Source organism: Sphingobium cupriresistens LL01, from assembly GCF_001046645.1.
Taxonomy (GTDB): Bacteria; Pseudomonadota; Alphaproteobacteria; order Sphingomonadales; family Sphingomonadaceae; genus Sphingobium; species Sphingobium cupriresistens.
In genome coordinates, this window is the sequence record NZ_KQ130434.1 from 1,016,859 (window position 1) to 1,035,230 (window position 18,372).

General features: G+C 66.7%; 24 protein-coding genes. 16 read left to right on the plus strand and 8 right to left on the minus strand.

Annotated elements, in window-relative coordinates; translation table 11 throughout:
- The first annotated feature begins 41 nt into the window (after positions 1 to 41).
- Both V473_RS04935 and V473_RS04940 read left to right on the plus strand, forming a co-directional pair.
- Positions 42 to 590, plus strand: a complete 549-nt coding sequence (locus tag V473_RS04935) for a hypothetical protein (RefSeq protein ID WP_066601160.1) — start codon at positions 42 to 44, stop codon at positions 588 to 590.
- Positions 591 to 720: 130 nt separating this feature from the next.
- A complete protein-coding gene (locus V473_RS04940) occupies positions 721 to 1,128 on the plus strand; it encodes a hypothetical protein (RefSeq protein ID WP_066601161.1) in 408 nt (135 codons plus the stop codon).
- A gap of 67 nt (positions 1,129 to 1,195) precedes the next feature.
- Here V473_RS04940 and V473_RS04945 read toward each other — a convergent pair whose 3' ends face one another.
- A complete protein-coding gene (locus V473_RS04945) occupies positions 1,196 to 2,053 on the minus strand; it encodes a glucose 1-dehydrogenase (RefSeq protein ID WP_066601162.1) in 858 nt (285 codons plus the stop codon).
- Between the two features lie 46 nt (positions 2,054 to 2,099).
- Complete coding sequence (gene trmB, locus V473_RS04950; RefSeq protein ID WP_066601165.1) at positions 2,100 to 2,795, minus strand: tRNA (guanine(46)-N(7))-methyltransferase TrmB; 696 nt, start codon at positions 2,793 to 2,795, stop codon at positions 2,100 to 2,102.
- Between the two features lie 297 nt (positions 2,796 to 3,092).
- On the opposite strand from trmB, the gene V473_RS23985 reads away from it, so the two are divergent.
- The gene (locus V473_RS23985) at positions 3,093 to 3,233 is read left to right on the plus strand and encodes a hypothetical protein (RefSeq protein WP_165363650.1); all 141 of its coding nucleotides are present in this window, start codon (positions 3,093 to 3,095) and stop codon (positions 3,231 to 3,233) included.
- A 250-nt stretch (positions 3,234 to 3,483) separates the two neighbouring features.
- On the opposite strand, the gene metK is transcribed toward V473_RS23985, so the two are convergent.
- From metK to V473_RS04970, 4 genes are read right to left on the minus strand one after another with little or no spacing between them, the layout of a single operon-like run.
- The gene (metK, locus tag V473_RS04955) at positions 3,484 to 4,683 is read right to left on the minus strand and encodes a methionine adenosyltransferase (protein ID WP_066601166.1); all 1,200 of its coding nucleotides are present in this window, start codon (positions 4,681 to 4,683) and stop codon (positions 3,484 to 3,486) included.
- Positions 4,684 to 4,740: 57 nt separating this feature from the next.
- Complete coding sequence (lnt, locus tag V473_RS04960) at positions 4,741 to 6,306, minus strand: apolipoprotein N-acyltransferase (protein ID WP_201785473.1); 1,566 nt, start codon at positions 6,304 to 6,306, stop codon at positions 4,741 to 4,743.
- A gap of 5 nt (positions 6,307 to 6,311) precedes the next feature.
- On the minus strand, positions 6,312 to 6,962 hold the full coding sequence (locus V473_RS04965) for a YqaA family protein (RefSeq protein WP_066601168.1): 651 nt from the start codon (positions 6,960 to 6,962) through the stop codon (positions 6,312 to 6,314).
- 11 nt (positions 6,963 to 6,973) lie between these two features.
- Positions 6,974 to 7,495 (minus strand): GNAT family N-acetyltransferase, encoded by a 522-nt coding sequence (locus V473_RS04970; RefSeq protein WP_066605065.1) that lies wholly within the window; start codon positions 7,493 to 7,495, stop codon positions 6,974 to 6,976.
- A 90-nt stretch (positions 7,496 to 7,585) separates the two neighbouring features.
- On the opposite strand from V473_RS04970, the gene V473_RS04975 reads away from it, so the two are divergent.
- The 7 genes from V473_RS04975 to V473_RS05005 all read left to right on the plus strand — a co-directional run bounded on the left by V473_RS04975 (position 7,586) and on the right by V473_RS05005 (position 11,904).
- The gene (locus V473_RS04975; protein WP_066601171.1) at positions 7,586 to 7,828 is read left to right on the plus strand and encodes a hypothetical protein; all 243 of its coding nucleotides are present in this window, start codon (positions 7,586 to 7,588) and stop codon (positions 7,826 to 7,828) included.
- Between the two features lie 169 nt (positions 7,829 to 7,997).
- A complete protein-coding gene (locus tag V473_RS04980; protein ID WP_244884407.1) occupies positions 7,998 to 8,801 on the plus strand; it encodes a hypothetical protein in 804 nt (267 codons plus the stop codon).
- Between the two features lie 76 nt (positions 8,802 to 8,877).
- Positions 8,878 to 9,501, plus strand: a complete 624-nt coding sequence (locus V473_RS04985) for a DJ-1/PfpI family protein (RefSeq protein ID WP_066601173.1) — start codon at positions 8,878 to 8,880, stop codon at positions 9,499 to 9,501.
- A 67-nt stretch (positions 9,502 to 9,568) separates the two neighbouring features.
- Positions 9,569 to 10,216, plus strand: a complete 648-nt coding sequence (locus V473_RS04990; protein WP_066601175.1) for a glutathione S-transferase family protein — start codon at positions 9,569 to 9,571, stop codon at positions 10,214 to 10,216.
- A gap of 88 nt (positions 10,217 to 10,304) precedes the next feature.
- The gene (locus V473_RS04995) at positions 10,305 to 10,916 is read left to right on the plus strand and encodes a hypothetical protein (RefSeq protein ID WP_244884339.1); all 612 of its coding nucleotides are present in this window, start codon (positions 10,305 to 10,307) and stop codon (positions 10,914 to 10,916) included.
- Between the two features lie 229 nt (positions 10,917 to 11,145).
- The gene (locus V473_RS05000) at positions 11,146 to 11,433 is read left to right on the plus strand and encodes a hypothetical protein (RefSeq protein ID WP_066605074.1); all 288 of its coding nucleotides are present in this window, start codon (positions 11,146 to 11,148) and stop codon (positions 11,431 to 11,433) included.
- Between the two features lie 159 nt (positions 11,434 to 11,592).
- A complete protein-coding gene (locus tag V473_RS05005; RefSeq protein WP_408021504.1) occupies positions 11,593 to 11,904 on the plus strand; it encodes a hypothetical protein in 312 nt (103 codons plus the stop codon).
- A gap of 126 nt (positions 11,905 to 12,030) precedes the next feature.
- Here V473_RS05005 and V473_RS05010 read toward each other — a convergent pair whose 3' ends face one another.
- Entirely contained in the window at positions 12,031 to 12,708 is a 678-nt protein-coding gene (locus V473_RS05010; protein WP_066601177.1) for a hypothetical protein, read from the minus strand.
- 188 nt (positions 12,709 to 12,896) lie between these two features.
- Between V473_RS05010 and V473_RS05015 the strand changes: the two genes are divergently transcribed.
- From V473_RS05015 to V473_RS05030, 4 genes are all read left to right on the plus strand, one after another.
- On the plus strand, positions 12,897 to 14,222 hold the full coding sequence (locus tag V473_RS05015) for a M28 family peptidase (RefSeq protein ID WP_408021487.1): 1,326 nt from the start codon (positions 12,897 to 12,899) through the stop codon (positions 14,220 to 14,222).
- A gap of 99 nt (positions 14,223 to 14,321) precedes the next feature.
- Positions 14,322 to 15,635 carry a DNA-packaging protein gene (locus V473_RS05020; protein WP_066601181.1) on the plus strand — a complete coding sequence of 438 codons (1,314 nt, stop codon included), beginning with the start codon at positions 14,322 to 14,324 and terminating at the stop codon, positions 15,633 to 15,635.
- Between the two features lie 63 nt (positions 15,636 to 15,698).
- Entirely contained in the window at positions 15,699 to 16,037 is a 339-nt protein-coding gene (locus tag V473_RS05025; protein ID WP_066601183.1) for a hypothetical protein, read from the plus strand.
- Between the two features lie 124 nt (positions 16,038 to 16,161).
- Positions 16,162 to 17,298, plus strand: coding sequence for a phage portal protein (locus V473_RS05030; protein WP_066601185.1), 1,137 nt, complete (start codon positions 16,162 to 16,164; stop codon positions 17,296 to 17,298).
- Between the two features lie 102 nt (positions 17,299 to 17,400).
- Here V473_RS05030 and V473_RS23990 read toward each other — a convergent pair whose 3' ends face one another.
- On the minus strand, positions 17,401 to 17,571 hold the full coding sequence (locus tag V473_RS23990; protein WP_169793910.1) for a hypothetical protein: 171 nt from the start codon (positions 17,569 to 17,571) through the stop codon (positions 17,401 to 17,403).
- Positions 17,572 to 17,617: 46 nt separating this feature from the next.
- On the opposite strand from V473_RS23990, the gene V473_RS05035 reads away from it, so the two are divergent.
- On the plus strand, positions 17,618 to 17,932 hold the full coding sequence (locus V473_RS05035) for a DUF6127 family protein (RefSeq protein ID WP_066605083.1): 315 nt from the start codon (positions 17,618 to 17,620) through the stop codon (positions 17,930 to 17,932).
- Positions 17,929 to 18,333: an HK97 family phage prohead protease gene (locus V473_RS05040; RefSeq protein ID WP_066601188.1), complete on the plus strand. Its 405-nt coding sequence runs from the start codon at positions 17,929 to 17,931 to the stop codon at positions 18,331 to 18,333. Before V473_RS05035 ends, V473_RS05040 begins: the two co-directional genes overlap by 4 nt.
- Positions 18,334 to 18,372: the final 39 nt, after the last annotated feature.

Sequence of the window (18,372 nt, forward strand, 5' to 3'; positions counted from 1 at the left end):
GCGCATGTTCCATCCTACGACTTCAAGTCGGAGGGCTTAACATGGGTACGAGTGCAAGACCGGCGGATGGGGCTGTAACCCTGGCGGAACTGCGAGAGTTCGCAAGCTTCTCATCCTCCACGCAACGCTATATTCGCCGATCGCTGGATATTGGGCTGCATCGCCGCGACGCGATGAAGCTATGGTCCCGCGACATGGTCGAGGAAGCCTCCATCCGGGCGCAGGCGCGCATCTATGGGCGGCTGGACGATATCAAGGCGCGCGTACCCGACGACAGCGGTCTGGAGCAGGTCGAGCCGTTCATGGCGCCGCTGGTGACTATATCCGCCTTCGACCTGGGCCAGGATCGTCTGGGCAGCTTTTCCTCCTACCGCTTCCTGTATGAGCGACTGCTGGGCGCGGGGGCGCGGCCCTGGTTGCCGGGCGCTTTCTGCGCCGCGGCCAGCCTGCCGCATCTGCATCCCGAAAAGCGGCGCGCGCTGCTCCAGTCGATCAGCGAGGCGGCGGCGACGGCGGTGGGCTGGTCCAATCGCGAACCGACCTTCTACCCCGAATGGGTGGAAAAGGTGGATCTTTCCAAGGCCAACTGAGCGCGACCTTTACGGTCCGGGCTCGTTCGCCTTAACGAAAAGGCCGCGTGGGGTGGGGGCCTCGCGCGGCCTTTTTCATGTCCAAGCGGGCGGGCCTGGGCTATCGGTCCGGCTTTGACGGGAGGGGCGGATGATCGCGACGATGATGGTGGTGGCCGCGCTGGCCGGGGCGAGCGATATCGGCGTCGCCGATCCGCAGCGGCGGGCGCTGCTCGATGCGTTGCGGCCCGCGATCGAGCGCGACCTGATGCAGAAGGTCAAGTTCGTGGTGCGCACGCTGCGGCGGCAGGATCGATGGGCCTTCGCCCATGTCGTGCCGCAGACGCCGGCGGGCGGTTCGATCGATTTCAGCCAGACGCGCCATGCCGAGCGGGTCGAGGCAGGCATATTTGACGGGCCAGACGTCTATGCCCTGCTGGAGCAGAAGGACGGACGGTGGATCGTGCGGGACTTCGTCGTCGGGCCGACCGATGTCGCCTATCTGGCCTGGCCCGACGAATTTGGCGCGCCGATGGGGCTGTTCGAGCGAGCGGAGTGAGGGTGGTGCGGCCGCTCAGGCGCCCACCCCCACCCTTCATTAAAAGCGAGGGGCAAAAATTTGCGCTTTATCCGTTGACGATCGTGCCTCCATTGGGATGAAGCACCTGGCCCGACATATAGCTGGCGTCATCGCAGGCGAGGAAGAGGAAGGCGGGGGCGACTTCGTTGGGCTGGCCGGGGCGGCCCATGGGGGTCGATTCGCCGAAATGCGCCAGTTTCTCCGGCGAAGCGCCGCCGCTGGGGTTGAGCGGGGTCCAGATCGGGCCGGGGGCGACCGCGTTGACGCGGATGCCGTCCTTTACCAGATTTTCCGACAGGCTGCGGGTGAAAGCGGTGATCGCGCCCTTGGTGCTGCTATAGTCCAGCAGTTCGGACGCGCCCTGATACATGGTGACGCTGGTGCAATTGACGATCGCCGCGCCCTTTTTGAAGTGCGGGCGGGCAGCCTGAGTCAGGAAGAACATGCCGAAGATATTGGTTTGGAAGGTACGGCGAAGCTGGTCTTCGGTGATATCGGTGATATCCTGATCGGGATGTTGTTCGCCGGCATTGTTGACGAGAATGTCGAGCCGGCCGAAGCGATCCATCACCTGCTGGATCGCGGCGTCGCAAAAGCTCTTCTCGCCGATATCGCCGGCGATGGTCAGCGCCTCGCGCCCTTCGGCTTCGACGATTTGCGCGGTTTTGCGGGCATCGTCATGTTCGCACAGATACAGGATGGCGACGTCTGCGCCCTCGCGGGCGTAGAGCGCGGCGACGGCGCGGCCGATGCCGCTGTCCGCGCCGGTGACAAGCGCGACTTTGCCGTCGAGGCGCCCGGAGCCGGGATAGCGCGGTTCCCATTCGGGCTTGGGGTCGAGGCGGCTTTCGTGACCGGGCAGACCATCTTCGCGGATCATTTCCTCATGGCTGTTGCTGGACATGGCGTCTCTCCTTTCGCCATGCCCAACGTATGAGCCGCGCGAGGGTTCAGCGCCGCCGGTAGCGGAAGTACCAGACTTCGTGGCCGATGCGGCGGGCCTTGGCCTCATAACGGGTTTCGGGCCAGCCGCCGGGGCGGGTCTGGAAATCCTTCGGTTCGCTGGCCAGCCATTCGAAGTCGGGATGGCCGTTCATCACCATCAGCGCCCAGCGCAGATAGACCGGATGGTCGGTGCCGAAGCGAAATTCGCCGCCGGGCTTGAGTTTGCGGGCGATCATCGCGACCGGGCCGGGGTTCATCATGCGGCGCTTGGCATGACGCGCCTTGGGCCAGGGATCGGGGTGGAGCAGATAGACGAAGCTGAGCGCGCCGTCGGGGATGCGGGAGAGCACCTGAAGCGCATCGCCCATATGGAGGCGGACATTGCCGAGCGCGCCGTCACGGACATGGCCGAGCGCGGTGACGACGCCGTTGAGGAACGGTTCCGCGCCGATGAAGCCATGGTCGGGCAGCATGTCGGCGCGATGGGCCATATGTTCGCCGCCGCCGAAGCCGATTTCGAAATGAAGCGGGCGATCGTAACCGAACAGGCCCGCGGCGGTGATCTCGCCGTCTTCCGGCACCGATATGGCGGGCAGGAGAGTGTCGACCAGTTCCTGCTGCCCCTGGCGCAGCTTGTGCCCCGACTGGCGGCCATAGAGGCGGTTGAGGGTCGTGGGATCGCCGGATTTATGCGCTGTCATGGGACGGCTGACTAGCGGGCGAGGGGAGTGGGGGCAAGGGCCGAGCGCAGAGGCGCTCCGGTCGCGAGGCGATGCCATGGCGCAGCCTGAAACCTGTCCCTCCCCCAACCCCTTCTGTGCAGTCGGGATCGGCGGAAGGGACAGCATGAAAGGCGGTTGTCGGCGGGCGCTGAGGAGGAGCGCCGCCGGTTTCGGCGGATATGGCTGAAAGCCGACCGCCGCCTGGTTTCGTCAGGCTGGGCCTGTCACGAACTTGCCCTTAGCGTCCTTGCAGGGGGCGGCAGATGCAGGAGCAGCATGGCCGACGATCACGGCAAGGTCGACGAGGGCGTGGCAACCATCCTTGTCATCGAAAGCCTCTTTGGCAGAGGTGTCGGGTCCGACAGGGGTGGCGAACCCGACAAGAGCGCTATGGGCCGGGCGCGCGGGCTTTCCTAATGAACTTTTCGTCATCTTATGGACAGGTGGGGAATGCGCGAAAAGGGCGCCGGAGCATGGTGCTGCGGCGCCCTTTTTGGGGATTGGATGATATTTTGGAAGATGCATCCCCTCTCCTTCAAGTGAGGGGCAGCGAGACTTGGTTCGGCGAAGTCGGACCTAGTCGCAGCGGGGTGGGGGGCTTCAATAGTGCGCCTGGACGACAGCCCCCACCCCCTACCCCTCCCCTGAAGGGGAGGGGCTAAACAGGTTAGGCCAGCGCAGCCTTGAGCGCGTCGACCAGGTCGGTCTTTTCCCAGGGGAAATAGTCGCCGTCGGGGGTGCGGCCGAAATGGCCGTAGGCGGCGGTTTTCTGGTAGATCGGCTTGTTAAGGCCGAGATGGGTGCGGATGCCCTTGGGCGTCAGGCGCACGAGCGTCGGCAGGACGGCTTCGATCGCGGACGCCTCGACCGTGCCGGTGCCGTGCAGGTCGACATAGAGCGAGAGCGGCTCGGCGACGCCGATGGCGTAGCTGAGCTGGATCGTGCAGCGGCGGGCGAGGCCGGCGGCGACGATGTTCTTCGCGAGGTAACGGGTGACATAGGCGGCCGAGCGGTCGACCTTCGTGGGGTCTTTGCCGGAGAAAGCGCCGCCGCCATGGGGCGACGCGCCGCCATAGGTGTCGACGATGATCTTGCGGCCGGTGAGGCCGGCGTCGCCGTCAGGGCCGCCGATTTCGAACAGGCCGGTCGGATTGACGTAGATGCTCTCGTCGCCCGGCAGCCAGCCTTCGGGCAGGACATCGGCGAAGACGCCCTTGACGTAGGCGCGCAGCTTTGCGCGGCTTTCGTCATTGTCCATGTCCTTGGCGTGCTGGGTGGAGACGACGAGAGCGGTCGCGCGGACCGGCACTTCGTTGACATATTCCAGCGTCACCTGGCTCTTGGCGTCGGGTTCGAGAAAATCGACTACTTTGTTGTGACGGTCGTGGGCCAGGCGTTCCAGGATCTTGTGGCTGTAATAGAGGGTGGCGGGCATCAGGTCGGGGGTTTCGTCCGACGCATAGCCGAACATGATGCCCTGATCGCCGGCGCCTTCATCCTTGTTGCCGCTTTCATCGACGCCCTGCGCGATGTGCGCGGACTGGCCGTGGAGGTTGTTTTCGAAGCGGAAGGTCTCCCAGTGGAAGCCGTCCTGCTCATAGCCGATGCGCTTGACGGTGGCGCGGACGGTCGCTTCGATCTCTTCCTTGGCGCCCGGTGCCCATTCGCCATTTTCATAGACGCCCTTGCAGCGGATTTCGCCGGCCAGGACGACGAGCTGGGTCGTCGTCAGGGTTTCGCAGGCGATACGGGCTTCGGGGTCTTTCGACAGGAACAGATCGACGATCGAGTCGGAAATCTGGTCCGCGACCTTGTCGGGATGGCCTTCGGACACGGATTCCGAGGTGAAGAGAAATTGATTGCGCATGAGGCTCCCATAAGATGCTTGGGCAGAGTTCGATATAAAGAAATCGTTATGTCGTTATTAGCTTTTGCCTCGGCGGATGGCAATGGCTGCGCCAAGCAGGATGAGCATCAGCAGGCCGGGCACCCAGTTGCCGAGCCGCGCGAAGAGCGTGGGCGGGAGCGCAGGAGGCAGGCCGGAGTCGAGGAAACCGGCGCGGTTGAGGCCGAGCGCATGGACGACATGGCCGCGCGCATCGATGATCGCCGAGACGCCGGTGGGGGTGGAGCGGATGATCGGCACGCCCTCCTCGATCGCGCGGAGACGCGCCTGGGCCAGATGCTGGACCGGGCCCCAACTGCCGAACCAGGCGTCGTTGGAGGGGTTGAAGAGGAAGGCGGGGCGGTTCGCGGCGTCGATGACATGGCCCGAAAAGATGATCTCGTAGCAAATCTGGACGCCCATTTTCAGCTCCGTGCGGCCAAGCGTGGCGGGCAGGGTCAGGCTTTGCGGGCCGGGGCCGGGCCAGAAATCGGCGTCGCCGGGGACGAGGCGGGACAGGCCGATCGGCTGGAGGATCGAGCGCATCGGCAGATATTCGCCATAGGGGACCAGATGCGCCTTGTCATAGCGGGTGAGCAGGCGCGCGTCGGGGGTGACGATGAACAGGCTGTTGTTCGCGCCGGCCAGTTTCTGCTCTCCCACCGGGCTGTCCGGGTCGGGCTTGAAATAGACTTTGGTCGCGCCGGTCATCAGCAGGTCGCCGGGGCCGAGCAGGCCGGCGAGGCGGGCGCGCCAGTCGGGTTCCATGTCCAGATAGGCGGGGATGGCGGCTTCGGGCCAGAAGATCAGGCGCGGGGCCGGGCGCGGCGTGCCGGACAGGGCGGCGAGGGTGCGGAAATGCGCCTGTTCGAGGGCGGCGGAATATTTTTCGTCCTGGCCGATATTGGGCTGGACCACGCGGACGCGGGGCGCGCCGGGGGGTGTGATCGGGGCGGGGGAGAGGAGGCCCCAGAGCGAGAAGCAGAAGAAGGGCAGGAGCAGCGCGATGGCGGGCCTTGCCTGCCGACGCCAGGCGAGCAGGCATCCGGCCGCCGTCAGGATGGTGACGGCGCCCAGGCCATAGGTGCCGATCACCGTCGCGCCGATCGCGGCGCGGGGCGCCAGCAGGACGGCGCCCAGCGGGTTCCAGGCGAAGCCGGTGAAGAGAGTCGCGCGCAGATATTCGGTGGCGAGCCAGGCGGCGGCGAGGAACAGGGGCGTAGCGTGTTCCCGCCTGCGCGGGAGCGCCGGGTTTTTGGACAGCCACCATGCGCCGAGCGTCGCAAAGCCGGGGAAGGCGGCGAGATAGAGCGACAGGAGGACCACCGCGCCATAGCCGAACCAGTGCGGCATCGAATCCTGGAAGGTGAAGGCGTGGGCGATCCAGTTGAGGCCACAGGTGAAATGGCCGACGCCGAACAGCCAGCCGCGGGTGAAGGCGGCGCGGCGGTCAGGCGCGCGTTCGATCAGGACGATCAGCGCCGCTAGGCAGGCGAGGGTGACGGGCCAGAGGTCGAGCGGCGCGAAGCCGGTGGCCGAGGCGAAACCGGCGAGCAGCGCGGCCAGTTTCGGCCGGGCGGCGACCATGGCAAGCAGCGCGCGCATGGGCGTTATCGGGCACCCGTCGCATTCAGCGTCGCCATGGTGGCGTGGCTGCACTTGTCGTCCTTCTTCACGCCGCCGGTCAGCATCGAGGCGGCGATGAAGCCGCCGACGATCAGGACGAGGAAAAGGGCGGAGAGGAGGGCGAGATATTTTTCGATGAACGCCTTGATCGGGCGGCCGAATTTCCAGAACAGGAAACCCACCAGCATGAACTGGAAAGCGCGGCTGACGATGCTGGCCCAGAGGAAGGTGAAGAGCGACAGGCCGACAAAGCCCGCCGTGATGGTGATGAGCTTGAACGGGATGGGCGTTGCGCCCTTGATCAGGATGATTTCCGCGCCGTAATCGCGCAGATAGCAGGCCGCGACCGGGAATTTGGCGGAGAGGCCCAGCGCGGTCAGGATCTGCTGGCCGAGGGCTTCGTACAGGAAATGGCCGATGCCATAGCCCAGCAGGCCGCCCAGCACCGAGGCCAGGGTGCAGATGAAACCGAAGCGCAGCGCCTTTTCCGGCCGGGCCAGGCACATGAGGCCGAGCAGCGGATGCGGCGGGATCGGGAAGAAGCTCGATTCCATGAAGCTGATGGCGAAAAGCCAGCGTTCGGCATGGCGGTGCGCCGCCTTCGCCAACGTCCATTGATAGAGCCTGGTAAGCATCGGTCGCGGGCCTAGCCGAGATCGTTTCGGGTCGCCAGCGCTTTTGCCAGCACCACCATCGCCAGCGGCGGATCGAGCGGAATGGGGAAGGGGCGCGTCTCGCCGGTCAGGGCATAGCCGCGGCGCTGATACCAGGCGATCAGTTCGGCGCGGCTGTCGATCACCGTCATTTCCATGAGGTGGGTGGCGAAGAGGCGGGCGGCGTGATCCTCCGCCGCGGCGATGAGGCGACGGCCAAGGCCGCCGGCCTGGCGCGCGGGATCGATGCAGAGCAGGCCGAGATAGGCGATGCCGCCGCCCCGGTCCGTAATCTGGACGCAGCCGATCGGCATTTCCCCCGCATCCAGCGCGACCACCAGCCGTTCGGCAGGGCTGGCGAGGATCGTGCGGAGTGTATCGAGGCTGGTGCGCGGGCCGGTGAGCAGGTCGGATTCGAAGGTCCAGCCGGCGCGGGCGGAGTCGCCGCGATAGGCGCGCTCTATCACCGGATGGAGCAGGGGCAGGTCGGCGGCGGTGGCGAGGCGGATGTCCATGGGCTTGCCCATAGCGATCCGGTGACGGCTTGGGCAAAGATATTGCGCCGGTTGATCGGGCGGATATTATGGCGGCGAAGGAGAGACGATATGCAGGGCATGGGCGAGGGCGGTTGTCCCTTCACCTTCAATACCGATCCCGCGACCTTCAAGGTCGGCGATCCGGTGAGTTACCGGGTGACGGGCAGCCTGGACGGTTTTCCGTTCGCCGGGGTCTTGCTGGAGGTGCATGACGACTATGTCGTGCTGACCAGCGACGAGGACGACAAGGCGAGCCGGATGCGGGCGACGCGGGAAAGCCGGCCGGTGGTGCGCGAAGAGGATGTGTGCTGATTAAGGGCTAAGGTAGCGCCGGCCGTTCGACCGACGGGGTTGATTGTCCGGCGTCGTCTGGGCATGGACTTACCCCATAGAGTCCTTTTGGTCGGCGCGTTTGACATTGCATTCCATTTTCAAGGTTCCCGCGATTCCGTGGGACAAGGTGCGGCAGCGCGCAGGCGGCATGGCGTTCGCGTTGGTGCTAAACCTGCTGCTGCTGCTCGCGCTGTTCACCTTGTCGCCGAACATGGAGCCGCCCAAGCAGGAGGATCGCTTGCCGGTGACGTTCGACGTAGAGACGGGGCAGAAGACCGAGCAGCAACAGGCCAAGGCCGAAAGGGCGGAAAAGCGCGAGCAGAACAACGCCGCGCCGCAGCAACAGGCCGATCCGGTGGTGCGCCCGCCCATCCCCGTCGAAAAGCCTGCGGAGCAGCCGCCATCGCCCTTCCCCTTCCTGACGCTTAGCCGCGAGCAGATGGCGTCGGCCGATATCGGCAACCTGCCCAAGGGCGCGCAGGGCGCGGGTCAGGGCAAGGGCGACAGCGCGGCGGTGGCCGGGCCAGGCGAAGGGCCGGGCGGGGTGCAGTTGTTCGAGGCCGAATGGTATCGGAGGCCGACCCATGCGGAATTGTCGTCCTACCTGCCCAATAATGCGCCGGCGCGGGGCTATGGCCTGGTGGCGTGCAAGACGATCGACCATTATCATGTCGAAAATTGCCAGACGCTGGGCGAGGCGCCGCTGGGATCGGGCTTCGCCAAGGCGGTCAGGCTGGCGGCCTGGCAATTCTTGGTGCGGCCGCCGCGGGTCAATGGCAAGGCGATGGTAGGCAGTTGGGTGCGTATACGGATCGACTATACGCGGACCATGGCGCCGGGCGGAGCGGAGCCGGACAGCAGCGCCGGGGCTGGGCCTGGATATGACGCCGGCTCTGAATCGCGGCCGGAGCCGAAGAGGCTTGCACCGGGAGTCGCCGGGCCGCAATTCTGAATGGTGCCAATTGCGCGCGAGCGGATCGCGCGGGCGCGTCGCCCTTCCCCTAGACAGAGGGAAAGGAGCCAAGGCGATGCGGGTTGCGGTTTTGACGTTTGACGGGTTCAACGAACTGGACAGTTTCGTGGCGTTGGCGCTGTTGAACCGGGTGCCGGGCTGGCGCGCGGAGATTTGCGGGCCGGGCGAGTCCGTCACGTCGATGAACGGCGTGCGGGTCGATGTGCAGCAGCCGCTGGAATATGCGGGGCAGGCCGATGTCGTGCTGGTCGGCAGCGGGGTCAGGACGCTGGAGATGGCGGCCGATGAGGCGCTGATGGCGCGGATCGCGCTGGACCCCGGCCGGCAGATCATCGGGGCGCAATGTTCGGGCGCGCTGATCCTGGCGCGGCTGGGGCTGATCGGCGACCTGCCCGCCTGCACCGACGTGACGAGCAAGCCCTGGGTGATCGCGGCGGGGGTGCGGGTGATCGATGCGCCGTTCGTGGCGCATGGGTCGGTCGCGACGGCAGGAGGTTGCATGGCGGCATATTATTTGAGCGCCTGGGCGATCGCCCGTCGTCTGGGCCTGGCGGGCGCTGGCGAGGCCGCGGCGCGGGATGTGATCGACTATGTCGCGCCGGTGGGCGAGAAGGCGGAGACGGTGGCGCGGGTGATGAGCGTGGTCGCGCCGTTCCTGCCGATCGCGACGGCAGCATAAAATAGTTGCATATTGATACTGAATCGGCAGGATGCGTGACCGACCCGATGACAGGAGGAGAGACGATATGATCATTCATGGCGCGCGGCCGTCGCCCTTTGTGCGCAAGGTGGTCGCCTTCGCCGCGGAGAAGGGCATCGCGGTCGAGGTGCAGACGGCCGGGTTCGGCCGGGGCGCTGAAGGCTTTATGAAGGGGTCGCCCTTTGGCAAGATTCCGGCGTTGGAGGATGGCGATTTCCTGTTGTGCGATTCGACCGCGATCATCACCTATATGGATGCCCTGCACCCCGGCGAGGAGATGATCCCGACTGAGCCGAAGGCGCGGGCGCGCACCATATGGTACGAGGAATTTGGCGATACGGTGGCGCAGGCCATCGGGCAGAAGATCTTCTTCAACCGGGTGGTCGCCAGGGCGTTGAAGCGCGAGCCGGACCTGGACGCGGCGGATGTGGCCGAGGCAGATGAGATGCCAACCATATATGATTATCTGGAGGGCGTTCTGCCGGAAAGCGGCTGGCTGGTGGAGGATCGCTTCACCCTGGCGGACCTGGCGGCGGCGTGTCCGATCATCAATGTGGGCTATTGTTCAGACGGGCTGACGGCGGATCGCTGGCCCAAGGTCGCGGCCTGGCTGGCGCGGGTGAAGGCGCGGCCGAGCGTCGCGGAGGCGATGGCGCTGGAAGCGGATACGGTTCAGGCGATGATCCAAAAATAACCTATATGGAACATTTTGATTGACATCGTCACGCTGATCTGGCAGAGATTGACACAGTGGAAAAATGTGAGTCGCCAAGGCGGCGAGAATGAAGGGGCTGGTCCGAAAGGATCGGCCCCTTTTGCTTGGCGGGCATGGCGACGGGGGATCGGGCATGGGAGCGGAGACAGGCGCGCGGGGCGGAATGGTGGCGCGACGGCAGCGCGTGGGCGGGACGGCGCGGGCGCAGAAGGGCAAGGCGCGCAAGGATGGCTGGACCAAGGTGAAGGAGCGGCGGTTCCTAGAGACGCTGGCCGAGACATGCAATGCCAGCGAGGCGGCGCGGGAAGCGGGCATGTGCCGGGCGAGCGCCTATCGCCGGCGGCAGAGCGACGCAGGGTTCGCCCGCGCATGGGAGGAGGCTTTGGACGTGGGCTATGCCGAGATCGAGGCGCTGCTGATGCGCGAAGTGCTGTTTGGCAGCGAGGTCGAGGAATTGACGCTGGATGGCGAGGGCGTGGTGAAGGGGCGCAAGGTGAAGCGGACGCGCAACCTGACCGTGGCGTTGCGGCTGCTGACGCTGCACCGCGACCGGGTGGACAGGCGGCGGGCCGAGGCGGGGCAGGGCGCGGCCGGGCGGCCCGACAGCCCCGACGCGATCGCGCGGGTAGAGGATGTGCTGGGTGCGATCGGACGCAGGCGCGTGGCGGTGGAGATGTGATGGGCGGTGTTCAACCAATGTCTCATCACCGGGACGCGGATAGGTCCGTTATGGAGGAGGGGGCCTGGTCCAGCCGTGCACCACCGCCAGGCCCCCACCGTTCAACCGGCATCTAAGCCCTGGGCCAGAGGGCGAAGTTGGGCTGGTCGGCCTGTTGCGAGTGTTTCTCAACCGGAACAAAGCGTTTCCAGGCCCGTTCGATGGCGCAGAATATGTGCAGGAGAGCAACATGGTTGACGTTCGTAACGATCCCTATGACGACCGCGTTGTCGTGAAGAAAAGCGGCGGCGGTCGCACGATCGCGATCATCCTGATCGTGGCACTGGCCGTGGTCGGCGTGCTGTTCGCCACCGGATTCTGGAAAGCCGATGTGAGCGGCGGCGACATGCCCGAAGTCAGCGTGAAGGGCGGCGACATGCCCAAGGTGGATGTCGATTCCAAGGCTGTCGTGGTCGGCACCAAGAAGGAAACGATCGAGGTTCCGACCGTGGGCGTGAAGGATAATGGGGAAGAATGATCGGCCCCAAAGCGCCGGACTGATAAAGATGCAATGATGAAAAGGCTCTTCCTGCGTGCAGGGGGAGCCTTTTCGCATGGATTGCTTTGCCCGACGCGCGGGCGCAGAGGATGGCGGATGATCGGACGGATGAAGGGAATGGCGATGCGGCGGTTGATAATGGTTGGTCTGTGCTGTGCGCTGGCCGCTTGCGGTGATGGCAGCGGCGACCGGGTGGTCGCCGACAACCGCCAAGAACCGGAAACCGGCGCGACGGCGGCGGTAGCGAAGCTGGACGACGGGCTGCGCAACGGCGTGTTCGAAAAGGCGATCCGGGCGAGCGGGGCGGCCTGCCCCAGCGTGACCGGATCGCAGCGCGCCGAGATCAGCCCCGGCGTGCGCGGATGGAAGGCGCAATGCGACAATGGCAGCGCGCATCTGATCCAGATATTGAGCGACGGCACGGCGAAGGTGACGAGCCGGACGCATTGAGTTGGAATTTTCGGGTGAGGGGTGGAGCGATCCGATGGGACGCTTCCGCCTCACCCGGCTTCGACCAGGCAGCAGACAGCCAAGTCTTCGCAGCCCTCTCCCCCGACGGGGAGAGGTTTTTTTGGTTCAGTTCGTCTTGATTTCGAGCGACGGATCGACCAGCGAGGTCTTGGTCGCTGCCGGGGTTGTCGCGGCCGGGGCGACAGCGGGCGTTGCGACCGGAACAGCAGCGGGCGCGGCGACGGGCGCGACGGCGGCGAAGGCGACGCTGACATCTTCATCGAGGAAGGCGGTGACCGGCGCGCCGAGCGGGATGCGGGCGCTGGTGCCGGTGGTGATGAAGCCGGCGATCGGCACGAAGGCGATGGCGGCGACGACGCCGGCGGTGCCGGTCGTGCCCTTGTCATCGAAGCTGCCGGTCAGGCGGATCTGGTTGCCATTGGCGCGGACATAGAGGATGCGGCCGTTGATGCGGCCGGACTTGCCCCACATGCCCTTGTTGCGGACGTCGGTGATTTCGCCGGTGACCGGGCTGCCGGCCGGGATCACGGTCTGGCCGTTCAGCGATACGGTTTCAGCGACTTCGAGCTGAACACGCTGGCCGATGCGCAGCTTCTTGCCCTCGGTCGTGAGCGCTTCGGACATTTTGAGCGGGATTTGCATACCGGCGCGCAGGACGTTGCCGCCGGGCGCGGCGACGATGGTGGCGACCGGCGCGGCGGGCGCCGTCGTGACCTGGGCCAGGACGGATGGCGCGCAGGCGCAGGCGATCACGCCCACAAGGGCGCTGGCAACGAACTTCATGTGTAAAACCCCCACGTATAAAGACTCAGTTCGCCCCCGAACTGAGGATGCACTGGTGCAGTCGGGCGGGGTCTATCGTCAAGGGGATAAATATTTGATCTATAGTGATGTCTATTGTGCGGGTGCGAGAATTTCGCTGAGCGCTTTACAGATGTGCAACAGGCGGTAGACCAGAGCGCATGACAAAGATGCTATTTTTGACCGCCGCCGCCGTGCTGGTTCCGATGCCGATCATGGCCCAGACTGTTGGCCAGACTGTTTCGGGGAGCCGGGCGCCCGATCCGGCGCGGATGAAGGCGACGGTGGAAACACTGGTCAGCTTTGGCACGCGGCACACGCTGTCGTCGGCGACCGACCCCAAACGCGGGATCGGCGCGGCGCGGCGGTGGGGCGCGGCGGAATTTGCGAAGATCGCCAAGGGTTGTGGCGGCTGTTTGACGGTGGAGACGATCGCGGATCGCTTTACCGGGCCGCGGGCGCCCGATGGGGTTGAGGTGGTCGACGTGCTGGCGATCCAGAAAGGAACGGGGAATCCGACCCAGGTCGTGATCGTCGCCGGGCATATCGACAGCCGCGTGACCGACGTGATGAACGTGACCAGCGATGCGCCGGGCGCGAACGACAATGCCTCCGGCACGGCGCTGGTGATCGAGGCGGCGCGGGTGCTGGCGGGCGAAAAGTTCGACGGGACGATCGTCTATGCGTTGCTGTCGGGCGAGGAGCAGGGGCTGTGGGGCGGCAAGTTGCTGGCGGCGACGGCCAAGGCGCGCGGCTGGCAGGTGCGGGCTATGCTGAACAACGATATTGTCGGCAATACGATCGGCCAGAACGGCAGGCAAGTGGCCGACCGGGTGCGGGTCTTTTCCGAGGGTATCCGCGCGGGCGACGACGCCAAGGCGAGCGCGACGCGGCGGGCGATCGGCGGCGAGGATGACGGGCCGTCGCGGGCGTTGGCGAAAAAGATCGACGGGATCGCGGAGGCCAATCCGCAGATCGGGCTGAACGTGTTCGCGGTGCGGCGCTTCGACCGGTTCGGGCGGGGCGGGGATCATTCGCCTTTCCTGGACCTGGGCTTTCCCGCGGTGCGATTTTCGGTGGGGATCGAAAATTATGACCGGCAGCATCAGGATCTGCGGACCGAGAATGGCCGCGACTATGGCGACACCGTCGCGGGGATGGATTTTCCCTATCTGGCGAAGGTGACGGCTTTGAACGTCGCGGCGCTGCGGCAACTGGCCGATGCGCCGGCGGCGCCGGCGAGCGTGTCGCTGGACGGGGCGCTGTCGATGGATACGCGGGTGTTTTGGGACGCGGTGCCGGGGGCGGCGGGCTATAGGCTCTATTGGCGGCGGGCCGATGCGCAGGACTGGACCGACAGCCGTGTCGTGACGGGCGCGACCGAGACGGTGCTGAAGGATATCGTCGTGGACGATCATTTCGTCGGCGTGGCGGCAGTGGCCAAGGACGGGGCGGAAAGTTTGGTGACGTTCGGCGGGATGGCGCCGCGGAAATAATCGGGTTCGCGAAAATATCTTTGGAAGGCCGCTTTCGGGCGGCCTTTTTTGTGTCTGCGGATTGCATGTTTGTGGACTGGCGGTTGGCAGGGGAGCGCGATGCAGGTTTCGGATCAGGTTTTTCTGGCCGGTGACGATCGGCGGGCCAGGGCGGCGATATTGAAGCGGCTGGACGCGGCGTCGGCCGAGCGGCTGGAGCGGGAATGGCTGTATCTGGCGCGGCCGGCGCAACTGCCGCCGCCGGGTGACTGGCGCATCTGGCTGATGATGGCGGGGCGGGGGTTCGGCAAGACGCGGGCCGGGGCGGAATGGGTGCGCGGGATCGCCGAGGCTGATCCGCAGGCGCGGATCGCGCTGGTCGGCGCGACGCTGGGCGAGGCGCGCAGCGTGATGGTGGAAGGGGCGTCGGGCCTGCTGGCGATCGCGCCCTGGTGGAACCGGCCTGCCTATGCGCCCGCGCTGCGCAAGCTGACCTGGCCCAATGGCGCGGTGGCGAGCCTGTTTGGCGCGGCCGAGCCGGAAGGGTTGCGCGGGCCGCAGTTCAGCCATGGCTGGGCCGACGAGATCGCCAAATGGGCGGGCGGCGAGGCGGCCTGGGATAATCTGATGATGGGATTGCGGCTGGGGACAAGGCCGCGGGTGCTGGCGACGACGACGCCGCGGCCGGTGCCGCTGGTGCGGGCGCTGGTGGCGCGCGATGGCGATGACCTTGTGGTGACGCGGGGGCGGACGGCGGAGAATGCGGCGCATCTGGCCGACGGCTTTGTTGACGCCATGACGGCCAGCTATGGCGGCACGCGGCTGGGGCGGCAGGAACTGGACGGCGAACTGATCGAGGAGGTGGAGGGCGCTTTGTGGTCGCGCGACCTGATCGAGCGGTGCCGGGTGGCGCATGTGCCGGGCGCGCTCAGCCGGGTGGTGGTGGCGGTCGATCCGCCGGCGTCGGCGGGCGGGGACGCCTGCGGCATCGTGGTGGCGGGGGTCGGCGGGGACGGGCGCGCCTATGTGATCGCCGACGCCAGCGTTGCGGGCCAGTCGCCCGAAGGCTGGGCGCGGGCGGTGGCGGCGGCCGCTTTGGTCCATGACGCGGATCGGGTGGTGGCCGAGGCGAATAATGGCGGGGCGATGGTGGAAAGCGTGCTGCGCGCGGCGGAGGCGGCGATGCCGGTGAAGCTGGTCCATGCGAGCCGGGGCAAGGTGGCGCGCGCCGAGCCGGTGGCGGCGCTCTATGAAGCCGGGCGGGTGATGCATCGCGGCGCTTTCCCCGCGCTGGAGGACGAGATGTGCGGGCTGATCGCGGGGGGCGGCTATGTCGGGCCGGGGCGGTCGCCCGATCGCGCCGATGCGCTGGTGTGGGCGCTGAGCGAGTTGATGCTGGGGAAGCGGGGCGAGGCGCGGGTGCGGGGGATTTGAGGGGAACCGGCGCAGGGCCGCCTACGTTTTTCCATCGATCATGATTGCAATGGAGTAAGTGCGATGAAGATGGCCAAGATATTGGCGGCCGTCCTGGGCGTGTCGGTGGCGGCGTCTCCGGTGCTGGCGGCGAGTTTGAACAGCAAGGACCGGGCGCGGGTGGCGCGGGCCGCGCCGCGCGATCGGGATGATGTGCGCTATTGTTTGTTGAAAGGCAAGCAGGGGCGCGACAAGGGTACGGTGATCGGCGCGGCCGGTGGCGCAGGCGTTGGCTTGCTGGCGGGCGGCAGTCTGGGCGAGACGCTGCTGGGTGCGGGCGCGGGTGCGCTGGCGGGGCGCGTGATTGGCAAGAGCGAGGGCACAAACAGCGTTTGCGACCGGGTGCTGGCGCGGAATCCATAGAAGATCGGGCGTTAAAGGGCGGGTTAAGCCCCCTTTCCCAGTTTCGGTAGGCGGCTGAGGCCGCTGACCTTCACTAACCCTCTCCCCTGTTGGGGAGGGGGTTTTTGCGTTTGGGGACATATCCATGAAATGGTTCGGGACGAAAGCTGCGTCTGGTGCGGTTGGGCCGGTGGATGCGCGGCCTGTGCTGGCGCGCGCCTGGGGATCGGGGGCGGTGGCGCTGGGCGAGTGGCCGGCGAGTTACGAGGCGCAGTTGCGGGCCGGGGTGATGGGCAATCCGATCGCGCAGCGGGCGATGCGGCTGGTGTCGGAAGGGGCGGGCGCGTGCGCGTTGAAGGTGCGCGGCGTCGAGGATGGCGCGCGCGTGCTGGCGCTGGTCGGGCGCGCGTCGGCTGGGCAGGGGCTGGTCGAAACGCTGGCCTGTCATTTGTTGCTGCACGGCAATGCCTATGTGCAGGTGATCGCCGGCGCGGAGGGCAAGCCGGCCGAGCTGTTCGCGCTGCGGCCCGAACGGGTGAGCGTGGAGGCCGATGCGCGCGGATGGCCGGCGGCATATCTGTATCGGGTCGGGGAGAGCGTGACCCGGCTGACGCCCGAAGATGGCGCGGGGCGGACCAATATGCTGCATATCAAGGCGCTGCATCCGCTGGACGATCATTATGGGCTGGGATGCGTGGGCGCGGCGGCGGGGGCGGTGGCGATCCATAATGCGGCGAGCGTGTGGAACAAGGCGCTGCTGGACAATGCGGCGCGGCCGAGCGGGGCGATGGTCTATGATCCGGGCGACGGATCGGTGCTGTCGCCCGACCAGTTCGAGCGGGTGAAGCGCGAGATGGAGCTGGCCTTTGCCGGGGCGGCCAATGCGGGACGCCCGATGCTGCTGGAGGGAGGCCTCAGCTGGAAGGCGATGAGCCTGACCCCGGCGGAGATGGATTTTGTGGGGCTGAAAGCGGCGGCGGCGCGGGAAATCGCTTTGGCTTTCGGGGTGCCGCCGATGCTGATGGGGCTGCCCGGCGACAATAGCTACGCCAATTATCGCGAGGCGAACAAGGCGTTGTGGCGGCAGGCGATCCTGCCGCTGGTGGCGAAGATTGGCGGGGCGCTGGCCCAAGGGCTGGGCGATTGGTGGCCGGGGCTGGGGATAGAGGCGGATCTGGACGCGGTGCCGGCTTTGTCCGACGAGCGGGCGGCGCTTTGGGAGCGGGTGGCGGGGGCGGATTTCCTCTCTGCGGACGAGAAGAAGGCGATGCTGGGGATTTGAGCGTCGCGCAGAGGCGCGGAGGGCGCGAGGAAGGAAGAGAGACTGGTCGCCCTTGGCGGCTTTCTCTTTGCTCTGCGGCCTCTGCGCCTCTGCGCGAAAAATCTATTCTGCCGGGCGGGCGAGGCTGTCGAGGCGGCAGAAGCCGGCGTCGCCGTTCCAGCGGCCGCCCTGGATCAGGCAGTCGCCGGCGCGGAAGAGGCCGAAATGCCAGGCGACGGCGCCGAGCGCGAGCAGGACGAGCAGAATCAGGATTTTGCGAGGCGTGCGTTTCATGCGCGCCCCAATAGGCATGGGCGGTCCCCATGGGAAGGCGGGATATATGAAACAGGACATGCTGGCGCGGTTGGTGGCGCAGGCGGAAACCGCGCCGGGCGGGGCGGACATGGTGATGATCCGCGCGCTGATCGAGGAGGCGAGCGAATTGGGCGCGGGGCGCGCCCTGGAGCGGCTGGGGCTGGCCGACCGGCGGGCGGAGGGCGACATGCGCGAACTGCGCGAATTGCTGTCCGCCTGGCGCGACGCGAAGAAGGCGGCGCGCGGGGCGGTGATCGGCTGGGCGGTGCGGATCATGATGGCGCTGGTGGTGCTGGGGATTGCGGTGAAGGTGGGGTTGCTGGGGCTGGTCAAGGCATGAGCGCGGGCGACATACGCTTTGCCGGCTATGCGGCGATTTTCGATCGGGTGGACCGGGGCGGGGATGTGGTGCGGGCGGGCGCTTTCGGGGCGATCGATGCGGCGGGCGTGCCGCTGTTGTGGCAGCATGGGCCGGCCAGCGTGATCGGTGTGGTCGAGACGGCGCGGGAAGATGGGCGCGGGCTGCGGGTGATCGGGCGCGTGTCGCAGCGGACCGCAGCGGGGCGCGAGGCGGCGGCGGCGCTGAAGGCCGGGGCGCTGGACGGGCTGTCGTTCGGATATCGGGTGCGCGAGGCGCGGGGCGCACGGCCGCGCGAACTGCTGGGGCTGGAACTGGTGGAAGTGAGTTTGGTGACGCATCCGATGCAGGATCTGGCGCGGGTGGTGGCGGTGGAGGGGTAGGGGTAGGGGAAAGCGCGCAGATGAGCGTCGACATCCCTA